We start from the raw sequence: 25,833 nt of genomic DNA, 5'->3' as shown, positions 1-25,833 counted from the left end.
TTGATAATCATATAAAAGTCTTTCCTTTGGGGAAGACTTTTTTTTTGCCATGAACCTAAGCCTCAAGAACAACAAGGTGGTGAATGCCTGGTGCATGTACGACTGGTCTAATTCAGTCTACAACCTGGTGATTACCAGTACCATTTTCCCAGTTTACTATAGTAGCGTCACAAGAAACTTCTTTGGTGGTGAGCAGGTGCAGTTTTTGGGGCTGACAATCACCAACACTGTCCTTTATTCATACTCGATTTCCTTTTCATTTTTAGCTATAGCGCTCTTTTCACCCTTACTATCGGGTATTGCAGATTATGGTGGCATGAAGAAGCTTTTTCTTCGCATCTTCACCTACATCGGAGCAGCGGCATGCATAACGCTTTATTTCTTTGATGGGAGCAATATAGAACTTGGTATTTTTGCTTCGATTGTCGCCAGTATTGGCTACTCGGGCAGCCTGGTTTTTTACAACGCCTTTTTGCCTGAAATCACCACCTCCGACAGGTATGATATCGTAAGCGCCAAAGGCTACGCTATGGGGTATGCCGGTAGCCTGTTGCTGCTTTTGTTTAACCTTATCTCCATTACTTTTCCCGATTGGTTTGGGTTTGCTAATGGGGGAGCAGCGTCACGATTTGCCTTTCTACTGGTAGGCGTCTGGTGGCTGGGGTTTTCACTAATTCCGTTTCACTATCTACCGACAAACCCCTATAATCGGAAACCTGCAGGAAAGCTGCTGGCACATGGGTATAAGGAAGTACGGAAGGTATTTAGATCTTTAAGGGACTTACCTTCTATGCGACGTTACCTGAAGGCTTTCTTTTTCTACAACATGGGGGTACAAACCGTCATGTTTCTGGCCGCAACTTTTGGCGACAAAGAATTGAAGCTACCGGGTGAAAAACTAATTCTTACGGTGTTGATCATACAAGTGGTAGCCGTGGCTGGGTCATATTTGTTCGCCTATGTATCCAAGGTAAAGGGGAACAAAATATCGTTGTCGATAATGGTTGTGATCTGGATTTTGGTTTGCCTTGGGGCATACTTTGTTACTTCCGCTATGCAATTCTATGTAGTAGCCACTGTGGTCGGGTTAGTGATGGGGGGTATACAGTCCCAGTCCCGGTCGGCATTTTCTAAGCTGATACCGGAAAACACCATTGACCACGCTTCGTACTTTAGCTTCTATGATGTAACGGAAAAGCTGTCAATTGTGATCGGTACATTTGCTTATGGGTTGATAGAGCAACTCACAGGAAGCATGCGAAACAGCACGCTGGCCCTTGCAACCTTTTTTATTTTGGGTCTCCTTTTCTTGAGACAAACCAATTTCAACGTTATCAGGCTTCCGAAAGCGGAAGAAGCTAAATGAGCAAAGAAACCAGGCCGCTTGTAATTGAAAAGGACGGACAGACGCTCATTTATGACCTTCTTAGACGGAAGTACCTCGTTTGGACGCCCGAAGAAGCGGTCAGGCAGCAGATGGTGAATTATCTGATAGCTGAACTCCACTACCCAAAAGGTTTGATGTCGATAGAAGCGGGCTTGCACTACAACAAAAGGCAGAAGCGAACAGACCTTGTGGTGTATGACAACAACGGCAAACCTCATATCCTGGTGGAGTGCAAAGCACCTGAAGTGAAGCTGAGTCGTGAAACAATATTTCAGGTGTCGACTTATAACAAAGAGTTGGACGCAAACATTTTGGTGATCACCAACGGAAAGGAAATGATTTGTCTTCAGGTGGAAAGAGAAAAGAATAACCTTAAAACACTTGATAATATTCCCCCTTGTAAATAAAAAAAGAGGTTGTCCGCCGAAGGAACAACCTCTTCTTCAATAACCTCTTCAGATCGATTTAATTCAGGAATGTGTTTACGTCGGTATAATCCAGATTAAAGGCTTCTGATACTGCCTGGTATACCACTTTTCCGTTGATCACATTCAAGCCAAGCTTCAGTTCATTGTTTTCCTTACAGGCTATTTTCCATCCCTTGCCGGCCAGCTGAATAGCATAGGGCAGTGTGGCATTGGTCAGCGCCAGTGTGGAAGTATAAGGAACAGCACCAGGCATATTGGCGACGCAATAGTGAATGACATCATCGATGATGAAAACCGGATCCTGGTGAGTAGTTGGCTTGGTAGTTTCGAAGCAGCCACCCTGATCTACCGCCACATCCACCATCACAGTGCCTGGGCGCATTTCCTTCAGCATGTCTTTGGTGATGAGCTTTGGAGCCTTTGCGCCTGGAATAAGTACGGCACCTATAATAAGATCATGATCCTTGATGAGTTCACGGATGTTGTATTCATTGCTCATCAGGGTCTTTACATTGGCAGGCATAACGTCATCCAGGTAGCGTAGCCTTGGGAGGCTCAGATCAAGTATGATTACGTCAGCACCGAGCCCCGCAGCCATTTTTGCTGCTTCAGTACCCACTACGCCACCACCCAGGATCATCACTTTTGCCGGGCGAACTCCAGGTACACCTCCCAGCAGAATGCCACGGCCCTTCATTGGTTTCTCCAGAAACTTGGCACCCTGTTGTATCGACATTCTACCTGCTACTTCTGACATAGGGATCAGAAGGGGTAGTGTGCCATTTGCTTTTTCAACGGTCTCATAAGCAAGGCAAACAGCCCCACTCTTTATCATGGCATGAGTGAGGGGTTCGTATGAGGCAAAGTGAAAATAGGTAAATAGCAATTGATCCTTCTTGATAAGCGAATACTCTGCCTCGATAGGCTCCTTCACTTTCATGATCATCTCAGCTTTCTGGTAGGTAGCTTCAATAGTCGGAAGTATGTTGGCACCGGCTTCTTTGTAAGAATCGTCAGTGAACCCGCTGCCTTCTCCTGCGGTAGCTTGCACGTGTACCTCATGCCCTCTCTTTAATAATTCAGTTACGCCAGCAGGGGTCAATGCAACCCTGTTTTCATTGTTTTTAATCTCCTTAGGAACCCCAATAATCATGATCGTATTGTTAGTTAATGTCGCTTTTTGGAAAGGCAACAAATATATGAACATGAATGCAATATTTGTTTTGAAACTCTTCGATTTTCGAAGTTGACAAAATCGTCCCCCTTTCATTGAATAATGCTAAAATTTCCCGCCGGTTAACCCCGGCAAACTATTCTTTGCCCGAAGGGTCATTTGCAAAAATTTTATTCCTTAAAAACCACAATTTCCACTGATTATCAGGTAGTTGTATTTTTTTTGTGCGATTGACAAAATTGAAAACGTGTAATTTTATGCTTATATTTGAAATACCTCTTTTCAGAGTCCGTTCATTGCAATCGACAACATTATCCTCTAAATCAGCATAATAGTGAGTGTAGTAAAGACTAAGAAAGAAATTAGCGTGCCTGTTGCCGAAATTCTCGACGACTACCTTTTGGTTTGCGAAAGCCGTGAAGCTAGTTTGATGGGAAGGAAGGAAGTTTTCATGGGCAAGGCGAAGTTTGGTATTTTTGGTGATGGCAAAGAACTCGCTCAGGTAGCGATGGCCAAAGTATTCAAAAATGGCGATTTCAGGTCTGGTTACTATAGGGATCAAACATTTATGATGGCCATTGGTCAGCTCACGATCCAGCAATTCTTTGCTCAGCTTTATGCTCACACCGACCTTTCTGCCGACCCCTCTTCTGGCGGCCGTCTGATGAACAGTCATTTTTCTACCCGGTACCTTAACGAAAAGGGAGAGTGGAAAACGCAGACAGACATGAAAAACTCCAGTTCGGATATTTCATGCACAGCGGGGCAAATGCCACGTCTGCTTGGCCTCGCTTACGCCTCCAAACTTTACAGAAACAATCCTGCACTTAAGCACTTTGAAGACTTTTCCATTGACGGTAACGAAGTAGCCTGGGGCACTATAGGGAACGCATCCACATCGGAAGGACACTTCTTCGAAACAATCAACGCTGGCGGGGTGCTGCAGGTGCCTATGGTCATTTCTATTTGGGATGATGAGTATGGAATTTCAGTGCCTGCGGAATATCATACTACTAAATCAGATATTTCTAAAGTTCTGGCTGGCTTCCAGCGGAATAACTCCGAAAAAGGGTATGAAATCATTGTGGTGAATGGCTGGGACTACGAGAAGCTGGTTCAGGCGTACCGCCATGCAGGTAGGGTTGCCAGGGATGAGCATGTTCCGGTGCTGGTTCACGTGAAAGAGATGACCCAGCCTCAGGGGCATTCGACTTCGGGGTCGCAGGAAAGATACAAGTCGAAAGAAAGACTTGCATGGGAAGAGGAGTTTGACTGCATAAAAAAGTTTCGAGAGTGGATATTGGAAAATGAGATGGCCACTTTGGAGCACCTCGAAAGGCTGGAGGAAAATGCCAGGGAGAAGGCTAAGAACGATAAGAATGAGGCATGGAAGGCTTACGTAGCCAGTATCAAGGAAGACCTGAAGGGGGCATCTAATCTCCTTGCCAATGCCGCAGGCGTTAGTAAAAATGGAGCGAAAATCAGTGCTATCAACAAGGCGCTGGAGAAAACGCTGAATCCATTGAAGATGGACGTGGTGAAGGCTGTTAAGCGCTCTTTGTACCTTATGCGAGGTGAGAAATACGAAGAGAGACAGCATCTCATCAATTGGCTGAAGATCAAGAATGCAGAGCACCTTGAGCAGTACAGCAGCCATTTGTATAGCGAGTCGGAGCAAAGGGCTGTTAATGTGAAGGAAGTGGCACCTGTTTACAACGATGACAGTGTGATAGTTGACGGTAGAGAAGTACTTCAGGCTTTCTTTGACCATGCATTTAGCAGGGATCCTAGAATATTTGCGATAGGAGAAGATGTGGGGCAAATTGGTGACGTGAACCAGGGCTTTGCAGGACTACAAGCAAAGCATGGCGAGATTCGTGTAACCGACACAGGAATACGGGAAAGTACCATCATAGGCCAAGGCATTGGCGCCGCCATGAGAGGGTTGAAGCCTATTGCGGAAGTGCAATATTTGGACTACCTGATATTTACATTGCAAACCTTGTCAGATGACCTGGCAACCCTTCAGTACAGAACAAAGGGAGGCCAGAAGGCTCCCGTGATTATAAGAACACGAGGTCATCGACTGGAAGGTGTTTGGCATTCGGGTTCACCTATGAGTATGATCATGGGGTCTCTCAGAGGCATCTATCTGCTTGTGCCGAGGAACATGACCAAAGCAGCTGGCTTTTATAACACTTTGCTGGCCTCTGATGACACTGCGATAGTGATCGAGTGCTTGAATGGGTACAGACTCAAGGAAAGACTTCCGGAAAATATAGATGATATAAAAACGCCGCTTGGGGTTCCTGAGGTAATAAGGGAAGGATCTGATGTGACCATTGTGACTTACGGTTCCATGTGCAGGATTGTGATGGAAGCAGCCGAGCTCCTTGAAGAATATGGTGTCTCCTGCGAAGTGATTGATGTGCAGTCGTTAATGCCTTTTGACCTGCACCATTCGATTGTTGAGTCGTTGAAAAAAACTAATCGCATCATTTTTGCTGATGAAGACGTGCCGGGTGGGGCCTCTGCTTATATGATGCAGAAAGTGCTCGAAGAGCAGGGGGGGTACAAATACCTTGATTCCCAACCTGGTACGATTACCTCCGCCGAGCACAGGCCGGCCTATAGCTCAGACGGCGATTATTTCTCCAAGCCCAATGTGGAGAATGTTTTCGACAAGGTGTATGAATTGATGGCAGAAGCCGACCCAGAAAAATACCCTGAGATATTTAATTGAGCGTGATATTGTCAAGCGTCAAGTCTGGGCTTTCTATCACATTGCTATCGTGAAGTGCACGATCCTTGATGTAGACTTTTAGCTTAAAGGTATCTTTCTTTAATACGATGCCGAATCCAGCAGATAACATCGAATAGCGAAGCGTGCCTGAAAGCGATTTTCCTAGATTGTCAGTGTCGAAGATTGGAAACCTGGCGTTGAAATTTGTGCCGCAACCGGTAGTTGAAAACACACTTGCCCAATCGAGAAACTCATAATTACCATTTACCTTTCTGTAGAAGTCCACATAAATATTGTTATTGTTGGGATTCTTCTGAATAAAGAAAGTGTCTATTTCTGTATTGGTGCCAGTATTATCAAGGTTGAATTTTATGACTTCATATTGTTCACAATTAAACGGTCGTCTCGTGTCTGTTTCTGAAAATAATTTCTCTTTCTCAAGAGGTCTAAATTGCCCCCCGGAAACCACCAAAGGAACACTATAGAAGGGGAGCTTATAGTCTGTTTCTCCGAAATAGACAAGTCTCCTATCGGCGTCGATAATGTAATTAAATGGATGGTATGGGTAGCTGTCTTCAGTGCTTCTCAGCCCAATGTCGCCGTCTCCATCTTCAAAATTGATATATAGAACAAGCGAATCTGAGCCAGCGGCCTGGTCAAAAAACTCAACCCTGTTGTAGGATATTTTTGGAATGATGGGGAGCTCGTCTGGTGGCTGGCATGCCCACGCCAAGCCCATCACTACCATACCCAGGACAAGACTTTTTAACAATCTATTCTTCATTTCCATCGCTTACTTACCTCATAAAATTATTAAAATTGGATCATCTTTCGCAATTTAAACACATGTCCGAGCTTCATAGTTTTAGAGACCGCCTTTTAAACCTGAATAATGATCATTTTACTGTCCTCGCTCTGGATATTTTTAAATGGCAGGCCCAACACAATCCCGTCTACAAAAAGTATATTTCATACTTAGCTAAAGACCCCAAAAAAATCAGCCGGTTGGAAGACATTCCCTTTCTTCCGATTGAATTTTTCAAGAATCATGCTATAAAGACAGGCGAATGGGATTCTTCCCTTATGTTTTCCAGTAGCGGTACTACTGGTTCCGTGCAAAGCTCCCATTACCTCGATGATCCTATATTCTATAAGAAATTAACGAAGGAAATATTTGAGTCAACGTATGGGGCACTCTCAAATTTTCATATTGTTGCCTTGCTGCCGTCTTACCTTGAAAGGAGCGGATCCTCACTCATCTACATGATTGAGCACTTCATAAAGCTCACAGGCTCAAAGTTCTCTGGGTTCTTTTTGAGGGATGACAGTACCCTTTTAAGCGTGATAGAAAAACTCAAACGGCAGGATGGTAAAAAACTGCTAATTGGAGTCACATTTGCCCTAATTGATCTGTCTGAAAGGCATCAGCTTGACCTGAGTGACTTTATCGTAATGGAAACCGGAGGCATGAAGGGGAGGGGAAAGGAGCTGACAAGGGCTGAATTACACGCCTTGTTGAGAGAGCGATTAAATGTGGAGCGGATACATTCGGAGTATGGAATGACAGAGTTAATGTCGCAGGCATATTCGGATGGAGGAGCAGGCTTTGTTTGCCCAAGGTCGATGAAGGCGATGGTTCGTGATATTAATGATCCGTTTTCGTATCTGCAGGAAAAAAGAGCGGGAGGTTTGAATATTATCGACCTTGGAAATATTCATTCTTGCTGCTTTATTGAAACAAAGGATTTGGGCCGAATAACTAACACGAAAGGGGATTTTGAAGTGCTTGGCAGGTTTGATAATTCGGATGTGAGGGGCTGCAATTTGCTGATACAATAGCCATTACCTCCTGCTTCGGAACCTAAAGTGTTTTGATATATGTGTAGATATATATATCTTAGAGCTTCTAAGAACCTAAGTAAAGCCGTTTCGTTATGAAAATTAAATTACTGTTGTTTGCTGTAGCTGTTTTCATGCTTGGTGCTTGTACTCAGAAGACGTGTCCTACTTACGCTAAGTCGGACGTGCAGAAAGAAAAGCCTGCTCAAAGGCTTTAATTGGAAAGTACTCGACCTGGTTGGAAATTATTGAAAGAATATATGCGGTTCTTACTAAGTAAGTACCGCATATTTTTTTACATCCATTTCTGATATGGTGTTTGATGACATGATCATCAGCCGCTCCGTCACATTTCTTAATTCCCTGATATTTCCCGTCCACTCAAATTGCTGTAGCTGCTTAATGGCCGCATCGTCTATTGGTTTTGGTGCCCACCCGTATTCGGCCGAAATGTCTGCAATAAACCTATCAACGAGTAGTGGAATATCGTCTTTACGATCTTTTAGCGCAGGCACCTGAATGATGATTACGCTCAGCCTGTGATAGAGGTCTTCTCTAAACTGATTTTCAGCAATAGCCTTTTTTAAGTCCTTATTAGTAGCAGCCACTACTCTTACGTCTACCTTTACCTCCTTCTCGCCACCTACCCGGGTAATTCTATTTTCCTGTAAGGCACGCAGAACTTTGGCCTGGGCCGAAAGACTCATGTCGCCAATTTCGTCAAGGAATAGCGTGCCTCCGATAGCCTGCTCAAACTTTCCAATCCGTTGCTTTACAGCGGAGGTGAAGGAGCCCTTCTCGTGGCCGAAAAGCTCACTCTCAATTAGTTCGGATGGAATGGCTGCACAGTTTACCTCCACCATCGGGCCCGACGAGCGATTGCTTTTTTCGTGAATCCATTTGGCAACCAGTTCTTTGCCTGTGCCATTGGGGCCGGTAATGAGCACTCTTGCATCAGTGGGGGCCACTTTTTCAATCATTGCTTTGACCTCTTCAATTTTCGGCGACTCGCCCACGATATCGTAAGTCTTGCTTATTTTCTTCTTCAGCACCCTGGTTTCATTCACCAGTTCCTTCCGATCCAGCGCATTTCTCAAAGTGACCAGCAGCCTGTTTAGATCCAGCGGTTTTTGAAGGAAGTCGAAAGCTCCTTTCTTGGTCGCTTCCACAGCGCTATCTATTGTGCCATGAGCCGAAATCATAATGAATGGTGCGTCAATTCCCTCCTCCATTGCCTTGTGAAGCAATTCAAGGCCATCCATTTTAGGCATTTTTATATCGCAAAGAACGAGGTCATACGATCCCTGTTTGAGCATTTCGAGGCCTTCTTCACCATCTTTCGCTTCGTCAATTTTGAATTTTTCGTACTCAAGAATTTCCCGGAGGGTAGAGCGAATAGATTTCTCGTCGTCTACTATTAGAATTTTTGCCATAGGTTAATGAAAATAGGAAAATATGATCCTGTAAGCCGGGTTCTGTGCCTCCCGACAAGTCGGGAGACCCTTATCATTTATCTGGACCAGGCGTCACCGCCTGGTTCTATCAATCTACCCACCACAACGAGGCCGCCGAAGCAACCTGCAGGGACGAGCAGCCCCTGAATCATGGCATATTTGATCTTTCAATCCGTAAGGTTTACCGTGCCCCCAATGTCACCATTGAAGCGGTGGGCTCTTACCCCACCTTTTCACCTTTTCCCCCAATGCAGAAGCATTACGGGTAGTTTATTTTCTGTTGCACTGTCTGTAGCACTGTCGTCGCCAACAATGCCCCTTCCTGTTAGGAAGTACGGCGCTCTGCATTGCCCGGACTTTCCTCCCCATTCAGAATGCTTTCTGAACAAGGCGATAAGGCGGATCACATTTTCCTAAATAGTTAAACTTATTTGATAACTAAAAGATGCTTCTTAATTGACGTCTTTGCCAGTAATGGCAAGTTCCCATTCATCGGCTAGTTTAGCTGTTTCGAGTATCATTTCCTTCAATTTCTGAGGAGGTACTGTGTCGTCAAACAATGTGGTTTCCACCATTAGGAAATCGCCAAGCACCACAAACTTAGAATTGATAAGGTCAACGTTGTGCGCAAGCACTTTGGTATAATCAATTTTTTCGGCGGTACGACATACTCTGGACAGTATCTGAATGACACTCTTGCCATACTTTTTGTTGTCAATTTTGCCACCACGCACCGATTGGAACCTACCGTCGGGAAGAGGAACGATCACAACTGATCGATTATCGTCATATTCTGAATATTGGCCGTTAATTTCAGAGGCAAGTTCCTCCATCAACTTTCTTACGTCCATAGTATTATGTTTTATTTTAGGCTTAAAAAATGCTAGTTAGTCTTTTAATTTGATAAGTGTAGCGCCATAGCCAAACCTTTGTTTCTGGGCATCCTGAAAGTACAAGATATTTTTCATTTTACTTAGCCTTTTATGGATTTCTTCACGCAGAACACCGTTTCCTACGCCATGAATAAACGTTATTTCGTCTCTGCCTGTAGCAATGGCCGAGTCAAGTTCTTTCTCAAAAACGGCTAGTTGGTAGGAGAGAGCCTGCGAGGTAGGCACCTCTTCTTTTTGCCCTGTTAATTTCTCCATGTGTAAATCTACCTCGTGCGAGCCAGGTTTTTGCTCTGTTTTCGGCGCTGGCGCTGCTTTGGCAGAAAGCATGCTGTTTTTTATCTCATCAGCATTAATTTTTGCAGGATTATCATCCAACTGATAAACATATCCTTCCTTCGAGGTCATGGGAATCGTACCCTTCTTATGCATGAAAGCTGCTGCTTTGAATGAGACAACCCTGCTCAGCATAGGCTTACTTTTGTAGATTCCTTTCTGGAAATACATGCAGGTAAATTGCATGTCCGACCAATTGTCGAAGTTTTGAGAAGACTTGGATGCTATTGCCTGGCTAGACTTTGCCTCGAGGTGACCGGCGTGCAATCCTAGCGTGGTGCCCTTCACCAGCTCATCTATCTTGAAAACCAGCTCGTAATCTGTGTTGTTGATCAGCCAGACTGTAAAAATATCTCCCTTTGGCTCGAAGCCAAGGTAAATTCCTTTTTCAGCAACCGCCAGAGTCTCCTTGACGAATGTTTTTTGGCCGGAAGAACTTTGCTGTGTAGAGCTATCCCTTTTGAAGTGCTCTGCTTCCGTTTTACTTACCAAAACGACCTCACTCTTAAGCACGGGGAAGGAAAAGCCGTCTTCTATTTCTATTTCATAGGTGTTTTCGTTAATCACCCTGATAATAACTCCCTCTTCAGTTCCTCTCAGAAGCCTTACTTTGTCCCCTATGTTCATACAGTTACTTTAACGCCGCTTTGTAAGTTTCTATGGCTCTTTGTCTGGCAAATTTATGTTCAACAATCGGTTTTATGTAATTTTTGCTGTCATATTCCGGCACCCATTGGCGGATATATGCTTTGTCCTTGTCAAACTTGTCTGTTTGTGACTCCGGGTTGAACACCCTGAAATATGGTTGAGCGTCGGTGCCTGTGCCCGCCGCCCATTGCCAGCCGCCATTGTTGGAGGCTAGTTCAAAGTCTAATAGTTTCCTGGCAAACCAGGCCTCGCCCCATCGCCAGTCGATCAGCAAGTGCTTGGTAAGGAAGCTGGCTACTACCATGCGCACTCTGTTGTGCATATACCCTGTGGTGTTTAATTCCCTCATGCCCGCATCTACTATTTGGTAGCCTGTCATTCCCTCACACCATTTCTGGAATTGCTCCTCATCGTTTCTCCATGGAATGAGGTCGTATTGAGGTTTGAAAGCGTTGTGCACCACGTGAGGAAAGTTGGACAAAATCATTTGATAGAATTCCCTCCATATAAGCTCATTCAACCAGGTTTGATTAAGGGTCGCTGCTTTTTTCACAGCTGCCCGTATGCTGATAGTGCCATGCCGCAGATGAATGCCGAGGCGGGACGTGCCTTCGATGGCAGGGAAGTCACGTTTCTTGTCATAGGCGGCAATAACCGACTCATCGAACGTCGACGGCGGAATGACAATCGAGCTCTTTGCGAAGCCCATGTCTTGCAACGCAGGTACAGGATAAGGTTTGGTTTCGTGGAAATTCGCTGATGAAGGATTGATGAAAAACTCTTCCAATTGTAAGTTTTGCCACTTAGCCAGCCATTTGTTTTTGTAGGGGGTGAATACCTTATATACTCCACCAGTGTCAGTTAGTATTTCTTCCTTTTCAAAAATCACCTGGTCTTTGAAAGAATAGAAACCTATCCCTTTTTCCTTGAGTAGTGAGCGAACTGTGGCGTCCCTTTCGTTGGCATAGGGTTCGTAGTCCCGGTTGGTGTAGACCGCTTTGAGGTCGAATTCTGCCACCAGTTGCGAAAATGCTGCTTCAGGTGAAGTATACAGGATGCGCATTGAGCTTCCGTGGTCTTCTAGCTGCTTCTTCAGTCTCAACAGGGTGCTGTGGATGAAAGAAACCCTGGCATCGGCCTTTTCTTCAAGTTTCGATAATATGTTCGGATCAAAAATGAAGACCGGAAGAACTGGAGTCTCCTCTTTCAGTGCGTAGAAAAGCCCTGCATTATCTGCAAAGCGAAGGTCTCGCCGGAACCAGAAAATATTGACAGCCTGATGCGTTGGCATAAGTTTTTCTTAACTAACTACGCAGTGGTTATTTAGTTATTAAAGCTCAAAAAAATTGAAGAAGGGGTGGCCGCTTGCTTCGTCTTCCTCTTGCTTTATTTTATCCGAATTGAAGTTGAATGAGGTCTTTTTGTCTTCTTCCTGCGGGTCAGTTTCTTCCCTGTTTTTAACACGAACGTCTTGCATCAAGTCTTTGAAGTTGTTGAAGCTTCGGATGTACTGAAGGCTGAACCCCGCTTTGGTATTGGTTTGGTTACTTATGTTTTGTGTGAGGCTGTTGACGCTGGTTCTGGAGTACATTTTGGCTCTCAATTTCCCGTCAGGTGTAAGCAGGTACTCAAGGGTCCAGTCGCCCATAATGGCTCCCAATTCGTTGCGGGTAGTGGTGCTGGTAACGCCCCCATCTCTGGAAACCCGCAGTCGGCCATCCAAAAATGTGTAGGCCAGCCGAAGTTGAAACGTGTTGTAGGCATCGTTGTCAAGGCTGGCCAGGTCGATGTCGATTTCAAGGTTCTCGTCCACCTGAGAGATCCAATAGCTGAGCTGGTTGGAGACAAATTCACTCACACTACTGCCGATGGAATTGGTGCCAACGTTGAAGCTATTGATTGGTGAAAAACGTCGAAGAATGATCAAACTGAACACCTGGCGTTTCATTTCCTGCTCATCTGTCTTAACTGTATTTTTGAACCCCTGGATGGTGGTGCCTAAAGGATAACTATTGGCGCCGGCGGTCTCGGGGTAGCCTGTTATCTGAATATCGAAGGCGATGTCTGGTGACATCAAATCCCCATTGAGCTTCATTTGTACGTTTGTGGGATACCGTCTCTTCAGTTCAGGCGTATTTAGCGTAGCGCTATCTATATTGGTTAGAATTGGGGATAACAATGCGTTTTGCCGATAGCCCGCAGTAATGTCCATCTGAGCTTTGTAGGGATCGCCTGACCAGGAGATGCTACTTCCGCTAACGATCTCAAATTCTTTATTGATGATATTGTAAAGGGTGAAATTATACCCCCCTTCCTCGATTTCAAGATCACCAAACATATAGAAATCCCCGTTGGTGTCAATTTGCATGTTGAGCTTGCCGTTGCCTCTGCCCCGTATGATGTCGCCGGATTTTATGTCGAAGATAAGCTCGCAATATGCGTCAGGCGTAATGTCAAGGTCGAAATCGAGGCGGATATTAGAAAACTTCTCTTCGTCAATACCCGATTCTTCATCTGCTACTTTGGTTGTGTCGCTAAAGTTCACGAATGAGATGAAGTCCTCAACCTGTACGTCGGAGCTTTCGTCAAGCGGAATGAAAATCCGTGTATTTCTATTTGTGGTAGCTTTTGCGCTAATATTGAGATTGGATATAGCACCCAAAAAGTTGATTGAGCCCGTGGCATAAGCGGTGCCGTAGTACAGGGAATTGTCGGCAGCGGATGTGTTAAGTACCTGAAAGTTATTCAACTGCCCTTCTAAGTCCAGCACAAAGTCTCTAAATCCATCGTGGAAAATACCTCCATTCAATGAAGCACGATGATCCTGCTCGTCTCGGACGTCGAGGTTTCGGACACCTATTTCGTTGTCGTCAAAGAATATATCTCCATTGAAGCTATATGTAGTGTTGAGGTACTTGATCCTTCCTGCCCCATTGCGTAGCGTCCCGGTCCCTCGGAGGATGGGATAGGTGGGGCTGCCTGAAATTCTGAATTTTCCTGTGGCGGTGCCTTTGATTTCATTAAAGTTTTCCTCGATAAATGGCTCCAGGATATTAATGCTAGCATTGTCGAAGTCGGCAGTGAAGTTGAGCGGGCTTATGCTGTCGAGTGGGGCATAGTAGCCATTAAGCCCAATGATATTTTTGCCTTCCCTGATTACGGTAAGCCTAGATAGTATTTGTTTGGATGCATCGTTCCATGACGATTTACCGGTCAGGTTTCCGACTAAAAATCTATCGACAAAGAAGTTATCAATTTTGAGGTCGCTTTCAACAATGGAGCCCTCCCCGTAGTTAATAAGAGTGGCATGCCCGTTTACCACTCCGTCCAGAGGAACAGTCGTGAGCGGGTTGAGGTTAGAGAGAGCAAAATTCGTGACCCGTCCCCGTAGCGGAATATTTGTGGAGTCGCTGATATAGCCAGTCAGTTCCACTTCCTGACTGCCCGCCGAAAGCTTCAGGTTTTCAAAGGCAATCGCTTCATCTGTGATCACAATCTGGTTGTTGTCTGAAAACTGCCACTTTCCCTCAAGCACCTGAAGGTCAGAAGGGTATACAGTGATAATTGTCCTGTCTGGAAGAAATTGAAGATCCCCGTATACCCGGGCGTAGTTGTTGGTGTTGAGCTGCTCTACGTTGGTTTGAAAATCAATTTTGTTATTACTCCAGATCGCCTCTACGTAGTTGTTTTGAGTAATATCTCTGTTTTTGAGTAGCTGTCGCATCGACGATATGTAAAACATCGATAGCACGTCAGTGCTGTCTGCCGCTTTGCTGGTGTTGATATCTATTTCGTTTCCTATAAAGGAGAACTCCCTGAAGGCTAGGGTATCGATGGCGCTATAAAATGAAGCAACCGATGAAATATTTTTATTAAAGTTCGCTTCAATCTTGGTCTCTTTGGCGATATAAAAATCTTTGATGAAAAGATCGGTCAGCGGGTTAATGTTGGTAAGAGTGGCGTTGATGCTTACCTTATACGGAGATACTTCTTTTTTTGGTTTGTTGGCGTAGTAGCTTTCAATGTCGTCGCTATTATTCCTGAACGCCAGCTCATATTCGTTAAATGTTTCCGATAAATCTGCAAATAGGGTTGTGTAATCAAAGTTACCCTCAGCACTTAAACTCAAATGCTCTGACAGAATATTGAACGAACGCTGTATTCCGCTCCTTTGTGATGTAGCGAGAATACTATCCGCCTTGAACTGCTTTCCGTCAACTTCAAGCAGTAGGTTATGTATAGCCGCACTACCCGTAATACTATCGATTTCAAGTCCCTGAAAATCAAGGTCAACTTGCCCCCTGAGAAATACATCGTTGGAAGTAAGCTGGAGAGGATAAAGGAAGAGTGTGTCAAGTGATGCGTTCGCTTTGAATTTGTTGAGCTGGTTTCTGAAATCAAAAGAGCCTTCGACCTGAAGTTTTACATTAGGGTCATCAATACTGAGCTTTCCCTCAAAAAAGCTTGCTGCCAGTCGTGCATCAGTTTTGATGTTCACGTATTCGTAGCCCTTGAGCCCGAATTTTTGTATGTTGCCTTTCAGGTAAAAATCAGCAGATGATGGTGTGAGGCCTTTGCCGGAGACACTGCCGGAAAAGCTTACTTTTTGGAGAAGTTCGGAGTCGCCTGCTAAAGTGCCCAGGTTTAGGTTTCTGACTGTAAGGGAGCCGCTGTAAACTGCCTTTTCCGGTGTGCTAGGTAGCTTCAGGTTGACATCGGATTTAGCACTTCCCAGCCTTGAATCAAAACTCCCGTTGGCCACAAAGTCGGTAGGAAAACCAATGAACCTGCCATCGAACCTAATGAAACCGAGGCGATTCAATATGTAATAGTCTTGCTGATTCATATACATGCCAAGGTCATTGGCGAGTAGCGTCGATTTATCAAGTCGGAGGTCAATAAAGGTTTCCATAAAGTTGGGCAAGCCGTTGAAGCTTGCATTGCCAAAGAGCTGACTGTTGTCACCAAAATACAGGCTGAACTTCTTCAAGCTAAAATTGGTAACTCCTCCGCTGAAATCGCCTGATATGGAATAAGTATCATCGTACTTTTCAAGGTAGGGCGAAAAGTGTCGCAGATCCCGGTTACTAATTGTCGTGCTGTCGAAATGAGCTACTATGTTGACGCTATCAACAAAATAGGTGAGGTTAGAAGGGTTGGAAAACTCAAACTTGACATAGTCCTGCAAGTGGCTGTGTTGCGTATACAGGTCCAAGTCAGAGAGTTCCATTGTTTGGTAGGTAAGTAGAAAGTTTGTTTGGAGGCTGTTGACCTTCAGCTTTTTGCTTTTCTCACCTGCGGCCAGCTTGTCTACCCTGAACTTGACAGTATCCAGCCGTTGGTAGAAGTTGCTAAGGTCGCTGAATATGCTATCGATGGTAAACTGGTAGTAGTTGAAGCCTACCTCAATGCTGTCCTTTCGCATGTCGTTGAGGGAGAACCGGCTTTTCTCCAGTTTGATCCGGCTCACACTTATCGGACGTGGCAGCGAAGTTCGGGCAGTAGTGTCTTTGGGACGTAATTGGCTGATGAGAAAGGAGATGTTGTCGAGTTGGTCGTCGGCGAACTTCACCAGCCGCACATCGGCTCCGGTAATTCGGGCTGCGTCAAAATGCAGCTGACTGGGGCGTAATAAATCAAGTAGGCTAAAATCGACCAACAACCTATTTATGGTAATCATGCTGGTATCCTGGAGGTCCTTTACTTCCAGGCTATCAAGGGTAATTTCATCAAACCAGTTGACATCCACTTTTGCAATGGTAACTTTGTGCCCTGTTTGTTCATAGAAGGATTTGGAGGCGTAGGAAACCAGCCATGTTTGAACAGCCGATGATTGCAGCGTGATAAACAAGCCAATCAGCAAAAGTAAAATGGTAAGTGAAAACCAGTAGAAGGCTTTCCCAATACCATAGAAAACGACAGATGTTTTAGTTTTATAGTTCAAATCAACTGTATGTCCCCGACCATCTTAGCGATCGAATCTTCGTGCGATGAGACTTCTGCCGCTGTGATCAGGAACGGTAAAATTCTTAATAATATTATTGCTACGCAATCTGTTCACCAACGATATGGTGGTGTAGTGCCAGAACTGGCCTCCAGAGCACACCAGAAGCATATTGTGCCCGTAGTAGATCAGGCTTTAAAAGAAGCAGGTATTGATAAACACCAACTTGATGCCGTTGCGTTCACACAAGGACCTGGATTATTGGGTGCTTTGCTTGTGGGTAGCTCCTTCGCTAAGGCAATGGCCTGGGGGTTGGGGGTGCCTCTGATAGCCGTTAATCATATGCAGGCTCATATCCTGGCGCATTTTATTGAAGACCCAAAACCGGTATTTCCGTTTCTGTGCCTTACAGTAAGCGGTGGGCACACGCAGATAGTGCTGGTGGAGTCACCCATGCACATGCAGGTGATAGGAGAAACGCAGGACGATGCCGTAGGGGAGGCGTTTGACAAAGCGGCCAAAATGCTGGAGCTGCCCTATCCCGGTGGCCCGTTTATCGATAAGTTGGCGCAAAAAGGCAATCCGGAGGCCTTTCGATTTCCGCTCTCCGAAATGCCAGGCTTGAACTACTCCTTCAGTGGGATAAAAACGGCTATTCTCTACTTCCTGAGAGACCAAACAAAGACCGACCCGACATTTGTTGAAAATAATATCAACGACATTTGCGCCAGTATCCAGCACACTTTGATCCACATGCTTTTACAGAAGCTGAAAAAGGCCGCAAAGCAAACCGGGATAAAGCAAATTGCCATTGCCGGAGGTGTGGCGGCCAACTCAGGGCTTCGGCAAGCACTTGAAAATCAGCGTGCTGAGCTCGGCTGGGAAGTGTATATTCCCAAGTTTGAGTATTGTACCGACAACGCAGCCATGATTGCCATGACGGCCCATTTCAAATACCTTGAAAAGGACTTTTCATCCATGGATGTTGCCCCAATGCCTAGGATGAAATTTTAATTTTATGCTATTTTAGTTTTTAAAGAAATGCTCAGCTAATTATTGAATGGCAAAGGACGATAAGCGATTTTCAAACTCAGTAAACATCAAAAACAAGAAGGCTCGTTTTGAGTTTGAGTTTATTGATACGCTTGTAGCAGGCATTGTGCTCAAGGGGACTGAGATCAAGTCCATTCGGGAAGGTAAAGCCAGCTTGCAGGAAGCGTATTGTTATTTCAATAGAGGCGAGATTTTTATCAAGGCGATGAATATTACCCCCTACGCCGAGGCTACCCATTTCAATCATGATCCTGTGAGGGAGCGAAAGCTCCTGATAAAAAAGAGGGACATCGAGAAATGGCAATCAAAAATGGAAGAAAAGGGCCTTACCATAGTGCCGGTGAGACTTTTTATGACGGACAAAGGACTAGCTAAAATGGAAATAGCCCTTGCAAAGGGTAAAAAAATTCATGACAAAAGAGAAAGTATCAAAGAGAGGGATAGCAAGCGAGAGCTAGACCGACTTAGACTGTAAACCTTATGACTGAGACCGAAAAGGGAATTTGTAGATTATGCCTTGTGCCGGTTATGTGCGAACCTTCCTTTCACTCGCTTCAACTAAGCGAGCTTCTTTTTGGGGAGCACTATGAGGTTTTGGAAGCAAGTGATGACAAAAAGTGGATAAAGGTAAAAATCCATTTTGATGGAGTGGTCGGGTGGATTTTGAAGGTGCATTTCTATGGAATCACACAGGAGTATTTTGAGCAGATCAACCACTCTGACTACAAAGTTTGCACCGATTTGACGGCGAATATCTTCTTCAAGAAACACTACCTGAATATCCTTATAGGAAGTGTGCTGCCGATTTCCACTAATGAACTATTCAAAATAGAGGAGCAGTTGGCGTTCAACGGAAACTCGAAAAGTCTCGGTCAGCGTCGTGATTATGGTTTTCTCCGTGAAATCCTGCAGAAGTATATGTACTCCCCTTACAGAGCTGGTGCAAGGTCTCCTTATGGCATCGATGATATCGGACTTGTGCAGCAGGTGTATCGCATGGTGGGCTATCCGGTACCAAGGAACTTAAAACAACTTGCCGCCACGGGCGATCAGGTTGATTCGTGGAGCGAGTCTAAGCCTGGGGATTTGCTTGTTTGGAGTGTTAAAGATGAAATAAAGGCAGGCATCAACATAGGAGAAGAACAGGCGGTGATAGTGACTGATTCGGTGAAGATTGTTAATATTGATGACAAGGGTCTAACCAGTGAAATGAGAGATGGGCAGCTAGTGGCGGTGAGGAGGATCCTCAAAATGTAGAAGAGGCATGAGCTTAAAAAGGAATGTACTAGTTCTTAATCAGGACTATTCTCCCTTGACTGTTTGTTCGGTGGAGAGAGCATTTCTTCTTGTCTTTTTGAATAAGGCTGAAATGATTTCGCCCGTGCCCAATGTTTATTTGCACACTGTGGACACTTCATATCAGGCCCCATCGGTCATCAAAGTATCCAGGTATATCAGTGTCCCCTACAAAGGGGTTATCCTGTCCCGCCAAAACGTTTTCCGGCGTGACAACCACGAATGCCAGTATTGCGGTACCAACCGGGACCTCACCCTTGATCACCTTGTTCCTCGCTCGAAAGGCGGAACCTCCAGCTGGAAAAACCTTGTTACTGCCTGCAAACATTGCAACGCCAAGAAAGGCGATTATTCTCCCGGTGAAGTCGGGATGAAACTTAGAAAAGAGCCTTTCAAGCCGTCTTACATCATGTTTTTAAAGACCTCCAATGGCAGTGTGTTCGACGAGTGGCGACCTTTTTTGCAACTTAAGTCCGAGGCGCTATAATCCTCCCCATTCCCCTCTTTACACCTTCCCAACGATCCAGCCGTCTTTTGTGGCTTGTCCTTCTGTCACCTCTATTTTTGGGGCCCTGCCGCAGAAGACAAAGGCTTTTGGTGAGCGGACAACTATGTCTCAAAGGCTGGCCGACGTGACCGGAAAAATAAATGCATGATTTTTTTAAGTGAGCTGACCCAATTTCACTCCTTTTCCTGTAGTAGGGGGTGAAGGGAATTTGATCACATAAAAAGACCATGTAATATGAAAGTAAAACAGTTAGTCGGAATGCTCACCTGTTTGGTGATGTTAGTGTTTGCAATAAGTTGTGGGGACGATGAACCAGCACCCTCGAAGTTCAAGCTGGAAGCGGATATTGATTTTAGTCCGGAAAACCCGGCAGTGAATGAAGAAATTACCCTAGATGCAAGTGGTTCCGCAGATGCGGATGCGATTGGCTTCACTGCCGAGTGGACGCTCCTGTCGCAGCCAGCCGGCAGCACAACCGAAATAACCAACGCCGATGCCATTATTGCTTCTTTGATTCCCGATGTAGAAGGGGACTATGAAGTTCAGTTGAAAATATCGAATGCTGATGAAGGCGTAAGCGATACTAAGACGGTGACTATAAACGCTCTGGCACCTGGTTATGTGGAGCTTAGCGGATTTATAGACAGCGACATGACGCTCGAAAACATCAATCTTGACCCTGCACTGGTTGATTATTTGGTTACTGGCGACGTGTCAGTTCTTGCCGTGCTCACTGTAGAGCCAGGCGTCGTTATTCATTTCCAGGAAGATAAAATGATGAAGATTGAGCAGGGTGGCACTTTGCTGGCAGCGGGTACCGAAGCCGACTCCATCATTTTTACAACAGCCAACGAAGAGGCTGATCTGTTTTGGAAGGGGCTTTACATACAGTCAGCTAGTGCTCAGAACATTCTAAAGTATGCCGAAGTATCATTTGCAGGTAACTCAGCCATGGATTTTAACGGAGCTGACTATAAGGCTGGTGTAGGTGTAAATGGAGGCGGAAATATCAAGATTGAAAATAGCCTCTTTGTCAGCAACAAAGGATATGGAGTTTATCTCGACGACGATGGAGGGAAACTGAATACATTTAAGGACAACCTCTTTGTTGACAATGAAAACGGCATGGCCGTGTGGGCTGAAACGGCAGCAAGTGTTGACAATACCACCGCATTTACCAATTCAACAAATGCCGATGTTGAAATTTTTTCTTCTTCAATTGCCGAAGCGACTGAAATAACCTGGAAATCATTGAGCGATGACGCTCGTTATACTGTTTCGGGAGATATCGATGTGAATGGAGTGCTTACTATTGCTCCCGGGGCCAAGTTCGGTTTGGATGAGGATGTGATGATTACTGTCGACGGTGCATTCATAGCGGCTGGCACTGCCGAGAGCCCGATTGAATTTACAACCTCCGATGAGGCTTCGGCACTTCGCTGGAAAGGTATTTATGTGAACTCGGCAGATGGCAGAAATATATTGAACCATGTCACGCTTTCATATGCTGGAAATTCAGTGATGAATTTCTCAGGAGAAGACTTCTCAGCCGGTGTTGGTATTGAGCTCGGCGCAAAAATGGCGTTTAGGAACAGTACTTTCTCCAACAACAAAGGCTATGGCGTCTATGCCGACGATGCCGGTGGCCAGATTGGTGCATTTGAAAGCAATACTTTTGTTTCGAACGACAGGGCGGTTGGCTTGCCAGCTGACCAGGCCGAAATGATCGACGGTGCTTCTGTTTTTACCGACAATACCAATGCTGACGTTGAAATTTTTGAGTCGGATTTTTCGGAATCCAAAACGTCAACATGGAAAAAACTCAGCGGAGGCGCCGCCTACAGACTGTCAGGCGACATGGATGTAAAGGGTAAGCTCACCATTGCTGCTGGAGCTATCATGAACTTTGATGAAAATGTTTTGGTAAGGGTTTTTGGGTCGCTTACTGCCGTGGGCACCGCTACCGACCGCATTGTGTTTACAACATCCAACCCTGGTGGTGAGCTTTACTGGAAAGGTATTTACATCAGCTCGGCCAGTAGCCTCAATAACTTTGATTTCACCGATTTTTCATTTGCTGGTAATTCTCCCATCGATTTTTCTGGAGCCGATTTTGCAGCTGCCATTGGCGTTGATATCACCGGCAAGGTATCGGTTACCAACTCTACGTTTACCAGCAATAAAGACTATGGCATCTATGCCGATGAGTCGGGTGGGCAGATAGGTAGTTTTGGAACCAACAGCTTTTCCGACAACAAAAGGGGTGTAGGTATACCAGCCGATGAAGTTGATGCCATGGATGGAGCAAGCACCTTCACCAACAACTCATTTGCTGATGTGGAAGTGTTTGAAAGCGACCTGGCCCAGGACAAAGTGGTCACGTGGAAGTCGTTGACCACCGGCGCTTCTTACAGAATTACCGGAAATATCAGGGTGTACGGAAAAGTTACTGTGGAAGCAGGCGCTTCTTTCAAAATGGACGAAGACGTCCAGATTCTGGTTGACGGCGCATTTACTGCAAAAGGAACTTCCACTAACATGATCACTTTCACCTCGTCAAATATCGATGGTGGGCTGCACTGGAAAGGATTTTATTTTTCGTCAACAGATGCCAGCAATGAGTTTGACTTTTGCAACATCGCTTACGGCGGTAACTCACCGCACGACTTTAATGGAGCCGATTTTCCTGCCAATATTGCAGTGAACTCAGACGGAAAGGTGACGGTAACGAACTCCGCTATTACCAACAGCAGTGGCTACGGCATCTATTCCAAAGGTGTAACCAATGACTTTGCCGGAGCTGCAGCCGGCAACACTTTCACTGGTAATGCGAGTGGAAATAATCAGGAATAGGTAAAAACCAATCGATAAACACAGGCAGCTGAATTTCTTGTAAAGGCCCGATCCAAAAGGATCGGGTTTTTTATGCTTCCGCCCGTAGATTAAATACGGAATATTCTATTTATTCTTTATAGCTTTATACTTTGATAGCGTTTATAGGCATCTAATTTATTATTTCAAACGATGGGTGAAGCGGAGCTGGTGAAACTGATAGACAGGATCAATAAAGGTGACCAAAAAGCGCTTGATGAACTCTTTCCCGTTGTTTACGATGAGCTTCGGAAAAATGCCCACCATTTGAGGTTCAAGTTTCGGCAACAAGAAACACTGAACACCACTGCACTTGTACACGAAGCATATTTGAAACTCTCGAAAGCTGACCTGAGCAAGCTTCAAAGCAAAGAGCACTTTTACAATCTTGCTGCAAAAGCCATTCGTCAAATTTTGGTAAACGCTTGCCTGAAAAAGCAAACTGACAAGCGAGGAAATCAGCCCAATCATTTGAAAATTGATGACCTTGAAGAGCATATAAATTTTACTGAAGAGACGGGAACGGCCATCTTGAAAATACATGAAGCTTTGGAGGTGCTTGAGAAAAGAGAGCCTACCTACGGGAAAATTGTCGAGTGCCGTTTTTTTGCTGGGCTGTCTATTGACGAAACAGCAAAGATATTAGGCACAAGCCCGTCCACTGTTAAGCGATCATGGAATATGGCCAAAACCTGGCTGCATATGCAGCTTTCACCTTCAGCTGCCTAAATTGTAAGTCTACGCTATGGAGCAATATTCCGAAGAGGAGTGGATTGATTTTTTAACGAAAATGAACCTCTCAGTAGAGGTTTTGCCTGATTTACTCGGACGTAGGAATGATGCTGAGATATTTTTTGATGGGTTGCAAGAGAATCTCACCAAACAGCTTTCCGATAGCCTCGAAATAAGGCTGCCAGCGGGTTATGCCATTGGTAAGTACCAGGTGGTGGAAGAGGCTGGCGTGGGTGGCATGGCAGTGGTTTACAAAGCAAAAAGAGCTGACAACCTGTTTGATCAGCAAGTGGCTATAAAGGTGCTTTCGCCACTGCTCAACACTGACAAATACGAACAATACTTTAAAGCGGAACGGCAACTACTGGCTTCGCTAAATCACCCCAACATAGCAAGCATTTTTGACGGAGGGCTTACCAATGATCAGTCTCCTTACCTGGTCATGGAGTATGTAGATGGCTCACCCATTAATCAATACTGTAAACTGCATCGGCTAAGTATTTCCGATACGCTTAACCGCATTATGATTCCGGTGTGTCGTGCGGTGATTCATGCCCACAACGCCTTCATCCTTCATAGAGATATTAAACCTTCTAATGTTCTCATTACCGATGATGGTCAGGTCAAACTGCTCGACTTTGGTATAGGCAAGCTTTTTGATGACCAGTTGGAGGAAGATACTTCTTTTGGAGGTACCTTGAAATACGCTTCTCCCGAGCAACTCTCGCACAAGGCGTTGTCTGTTCAGTCTGATGTCTATCAGTTGGGCGTGCTTTTGTATGAGCTGCTCACCGGGCACATGCCGTTTGACGGCGACGAGAGAGACAAGGTAATAACAATGATACGAAATGGACAGTTTCGAGCTCCAATGACCTTGAACCCGGCCATTAAGACAGACCTGAACGCAATTATTACAAAGTGCATGGCCGTTGATGCTGGGCAGAGGTACCAGACAGTGACGGATTTGGTCGCTGATCTTCAAAATTACCTTGGCCAGTTCCCGGTGGCCGCCAGAGAGACGAACTGGGGTTATTCCTCCCGCCTGTTTTTAAGACGCAACACACTTGCCTCGGCACTTGTAGCAGTCATTGTGGTGGTATCAATGGGCGCTGCTATCATTACTCAAATTCAGAAGCGAGCACTTGAAAGGGAGCAGCAAAAGGTGATAGCCTCCAACGAGTTTCTGACTAAGATATTCGAGGCAAATGACCCTGGGCTGGTGCAGGGAGAAGAATTGACAGCCGCTGCCTTGCTCCGAAATAGCGAGAAGGAAATCAGTAACATCAGTGACCCTGAGATCAAAGCCTCAGCTCAGTTGCAGCTGGGTAGCTTATACAAAAGGCTGGGCTTGTGGAAGGAGTCGGGGCCTCTTTTCTTCGATGCACTCCAATATTATCAGGAACGAAATGGCAGTGCGATTGAGCTTGGCAGGCTATACAATGAGATTTCTGGCTACTATCGGGATATGTCAGAGTACGACAAAGCTGATTCAACCATTCAGTTGGCGATCGGCCATCTTGAGCAGGAAAAAGATGGCTATCCACTGGCATTGGCAATGTCTTATAAAGACCATGGGTATGTGCTATACCTGAAAGGCAAATATGAGCAAGGGGAGGATGAAGTGAGAAAGGCAATTGCTCTCATTGAAGACGCCATAGCTTCAGGACACACCGAAGGAGGGGAGAGCCTGAAAAAGGAAATTCAACTGGGATTTGCCTACAACTATCTCAGCAGCAACCTTCGGGAGCAATCAAAGTATGAAGAGGCACTTGAAGTGAGTTTGGCGGCAGTGGAGCTGGGTGAGAAATTCGAGGGTGAAGACATTACCTTGAAGCTTATTGCTTTAAACAATCTCTCATTAGTATATAGCCGACTTCATGACTTTGAAAAACAGGTGCAGATACTCCGGGACTTGCTGGACGAGAACTATCGAATTTATGGGCCTGATCATCCTAGTACGCTTAGTTCCTATGCGAATTTGGGCTCTGCCTACTACAAGCTGAAAGACTATGCGAAGTCAGACTCTTTGCAGCTTCTGGCGTATGAGGCGTACCTGGCTAAATTTGGCCCATTTCACAATTATACAGTAAGCGTGTTGTACAACCTCGGAAATTCAAAATTTGGACAGCGGGACTTTGGGAATGCGCTGAGCTACTATGAAAAGGTGCTTGCGGCTGATGTCAATAATTTTGGCGACGAGCATCCTTATGTAGCAGGTGATTATGTGAGCATGGGAATGACTTGGCAGGCAATGCAGAAGTTTGATGAGGCTGAGCGAAGTTACCAAAAGGCATTCAACATTTATCTCGACAAGCTGGGGGAGAAGAGCAGAAAAGTAATCGATGTTTATTCGAACTTTGGGGACTTGTATGGCGAGTTGAAAGACATGGAAAAGGCCGAAATCAATTATACGAAGGCCATTGAACTAAGTAAGGAAGTATTAGGGGAAGATCACCCATACCATCAAAAGTTGAAAGACGAATGGGCTGCTATCCAGTCTAAGTAGCGGCAGCCTGATGTTTCACCTTCG

General features: G+C 45.2%; 19 protein-coding genes and 1 other RNA gene. 12 read left to right on the top strand and 8 right to left on the bottom strand.

Translation table 11 applies throughout. The features are described from left to right. The first annotated feature begins 49 nt into the window (after window positions 1–49). Both AAC052_RS15545 and AAC052_RS15540 read left to right on the top strand, forming a co-directional pair. Complete coding sequence (locus tag AAC052_RS15545; RefSeq protein ID WP_339814387.1) at window positions 50–1,366, top strand: MFS transporter; 1,317 nt, start codon at window positions 50–52, stop codon at window positions 1,364–1,366. Further along, on the top strand, window positions 1,363–1,794 hold the full coding sequence (locus AAC052_RS15540) for a type I restriction enzyme HsdR N-terminal domain-containing protein (RefSeq protein WP_339814385.1): 432 nt from the start codon (window positions 1,363–1,365) through the stop codon (window positions 1,792–1,794). The genes AAC052_RS15545 and AAC052_RS15540 overlap by 4 nt, the downstream gene beginning before the upstream one ends. 58 nt (window positions 1,795–1,852) lie before the next feature. Here the strand turns inward: AAC052_RS15540 and ald are convergent, their stop codons facing one another. Next, window positions 1,853–2,968, bottom strand: a complete 1,116-nt coding sequence (gene ald, locus AAC052_RS15535; protein WP_339814582.1) for an alanine dehydrogenase — start codon at window positions 2,966–2,968, stop codon at window positions 1,853–1,855. 355 nt (window positions 2,969–3,323) lie between these two features. Here ald and AAC052_RS15530 point away from each other — a divergent pair, with 355 nt between their 5' ends. Continuing rightward, window positions 3,324–5,732, top strand: coding sequence for a thiamine pyrophosphate-dependent enzyme (locus AAC052_RS15530; protein WP_339814384.1), 2,409 nt, complete (start codon window positions 3,324–3,326; stop codon window positions 5,730–5,732). On the opposite strand, the gene AAC052_RS15525 is transcribed toward AAC052_RS15530, so the two are convergent. Next, entirely contained in the window at window positions 5,725–6,516 is a 792-nt protein-coding gene (locus tag AAC052_RS15525) for a hypothetical protein (protein ID WP_339814382.1), read from the bottom strand. The two genes, AAC052_RS15530 and AAC052_RS15525, sit on opposite strands and share 8 nt — an antisense overlap. Window positions 6,517–6,578: 62 nt before the next feature. Between AAC052_RS15525 and AAC052_RS15520 the strand changes: the two genes are divergently transcribed. Both AAC052_RS15520 and AAC052_RS15515 read left to right on the top strand, forming a co-directional pair. Then, on the top strand, window positions 6,579–7,571 hold the full coding sequence (locus tag AAC052_RS15520; RefSeq protein ID WP_339814380.1) for an acyl transferase: 993 nt from the start codon (window positions 6,579–6,581) through the stop codon (window positions 7,569–7,571). A 95-nt stretch (window positions 7,572–7,666) separates the two neighbouring features. Next, entirely contained in the window at window positions 7,667–7,789 is a 123-nt protein-coding gene (locus AAC052_RS15515) for a hypothetical protein (RefSeq protein WP_255471521.1), read from the top strand. A gap of 54 nt (window positions 7,790–7,843) precedes the next feature. On the opposite strand, the gene AAC052_RS15510 is transcribed toward AAC052_RS15515, so the two are convergent. The 6 genes from AAC052_RS15510 to AAC052_RS15485 all read right to left on the bottom strand — a co-directional run bounded on the left by AAC052_RS15510 (window position 7,844) and on the right by AAC052_RS15485 (window position 16,843). Beyond that, window positions 7,844–9,004, bottom strand: coding sequence for a sigma-54 dependent transcriptional regulator (locus tag AAC052_RS15510; protein WP_339814379.1), 1,161 nt, complete (start codon window positions 9,002–9,004; stop codon window positions 7,844–7,846). A gap of 15 nt (window positions 9,005–9,019) precedes the next feature. Then, window positions 9,020–9,435, bottom strand: an RNA gene (gene rnpB / locus AAC052_RS15505) — RNase P RNA component class A. Between the two features lie 42 nt (window positions 9,436–9,477). Then, on the bottom strand, window positions 9,478–9,876 hold the full coding sequence (locus tag AAC052_RS15500; RefSeq protein ID WP_151998364.1) for a hypothetical protein: 399 nt from the start codon (window positions 9,874–9,876) through the stop codon (window positions 9,478–9,480). Window positions 9,877–9,912: 36 nt separating this feature from the next. Continuing rightward, window positions 9,913–10,878 carry a Smr/MutS family protein gene (locus AAC052_RS15495; RefSeq protein ID WP_339814377.1) on the bottom strand — a complete coding sequence of 322 codons (966 nt, stop codon included), beginning with the start codon at window positions 10,876–10,878 and terminating at the stop codon, window positions 9,913–9,915. 4 nt (window positions 10,879–10,882) lie between these two features. Next, entirely contained in the window at window positions 10,883–12,190 is a 1,308-nt protein-coding gene (locus AAC052_RS15490) for a deoxyribodipyrimidine photo-lyase (RefSeq protein WP_339814375.1), read from the bottom strand. 39 nt (window positions 12,191–12,229) lie between these two features. Further along, complete coding sequence (locus AAC052_RS15485) at window positions 12,230–16,843, bottom strand: translocation/assembly module TamB domain-containing protein (protein ID WP_339814374.1); 4,614 nt, start codon at window positions 16,841–16,843, stop codon at window positions 12,230–12,232. Window positions 16,844–16,852: 9 nt separating this feature from the next. Here AAC052_RS15485 and tsaD point away from each other — a divergent pair, with 9 nt between their 5' ends. From tsaD to AAC052_RS15450, 7 genes are all read left to right on the top strand, one after another. Beyond that, window positions 16,853–17,857, top strand: coding sequence for a tRNA (adenosine(37)-N6)-threonylcarbamoyltransferase complex transferase subunit TsaD (tsaD, locus tag AAC052_RS15480; RefSeq protein ID WP_339814372.1), 1,005 nt, complete (start codon window positions 16,853–16,855; stop codon window positions 17,855–17,857). Between the two features lie 46 nt (window positions 17,858–17,903). After that, complete coding sequence (gene smpB / locus AAC052_RS15475; RefSeq protein WP_317487401.1) at window positions 17,904–18,371, top strand: SsrA-binding protein SmpB; 468 nt, start codon at window positions 17,904–17,906, stop codon at window positions 18,369–18,371. A gap of 5 nt (window positions 18,372–18,376) precedes the next feature. After that, complete coding sequence (locus tag AAC052_RS15470) at window positions 18,377–19,153, top strand: NlpC/P60 family protein (protein WP_339814370.1); 777 nt, start codon at window positions 18,377–18,379, stop codon at window positions 19,151–19,153. Window positions 19,154–19,160: 7 nt separating this feature from the next. Continuing rightward, window positions 19,161–19,679 (top strand): HNH endonuclease, encoded by a 519-nt coding sequence (locus tag AAC052_RS15465; RefSeq protein ID WP_339786464.1) that lies wholly within the window; start codon window positions 19,161–19,163, stop codon window positions 19,677–19,679. Window positions 19,680–19,934: 255 nt separating this feature from the next. Next, entirely contained in the window at window positions 19,935–22,553 is a 2,619-nt protein-coding gene (locus tag AAC052_RS15460; protein ID WP_339814368.1) for a right-handed parallel beta-helix repeat-containing protein, read from the top strand. Window positions 22,554–22,724: 171 nt separating this feature from the next. Continuing rightward, entirely contained in the window at window positions 22,725–23,300 is a 576-nt protein-coding gene (locus AAC052_RS15455; RefSeq protein ID WP_339786470.1) for an ECF-type sigma factor, read from the top strand. 16 nt (window positions 23,301–23,316) lie between these two features. After that, a complete protein-coding gene (locus AAC052_RS15450; protein ID WP_339814366.1) occupies window positions 23,317–25,809 on the top strand; it encodes a serine/threonine-protein kinase in 2,493 nt (830 codons plus the stop codon). The last annotated feature ends 24 nt before the right edge of the window (window positions 25,810–25,833 follow it).

The sequence above is a fragment of the uncultured Imperialibacter sp. genome (assembly GCF_963974565.1).
Classification (GTDB): domain Bacteria; phylum Bacteroidota; class Bacteroidia; order Cytophagales; family Cyclobacteriaceae; genus Imperialibacter; species Imperialibacter roseus.
The sequence above is the reverse complement of the archived record's forward strand: the minus strand, read 5'-3'. Positions and strand labels throughout refer to the sequence as shown.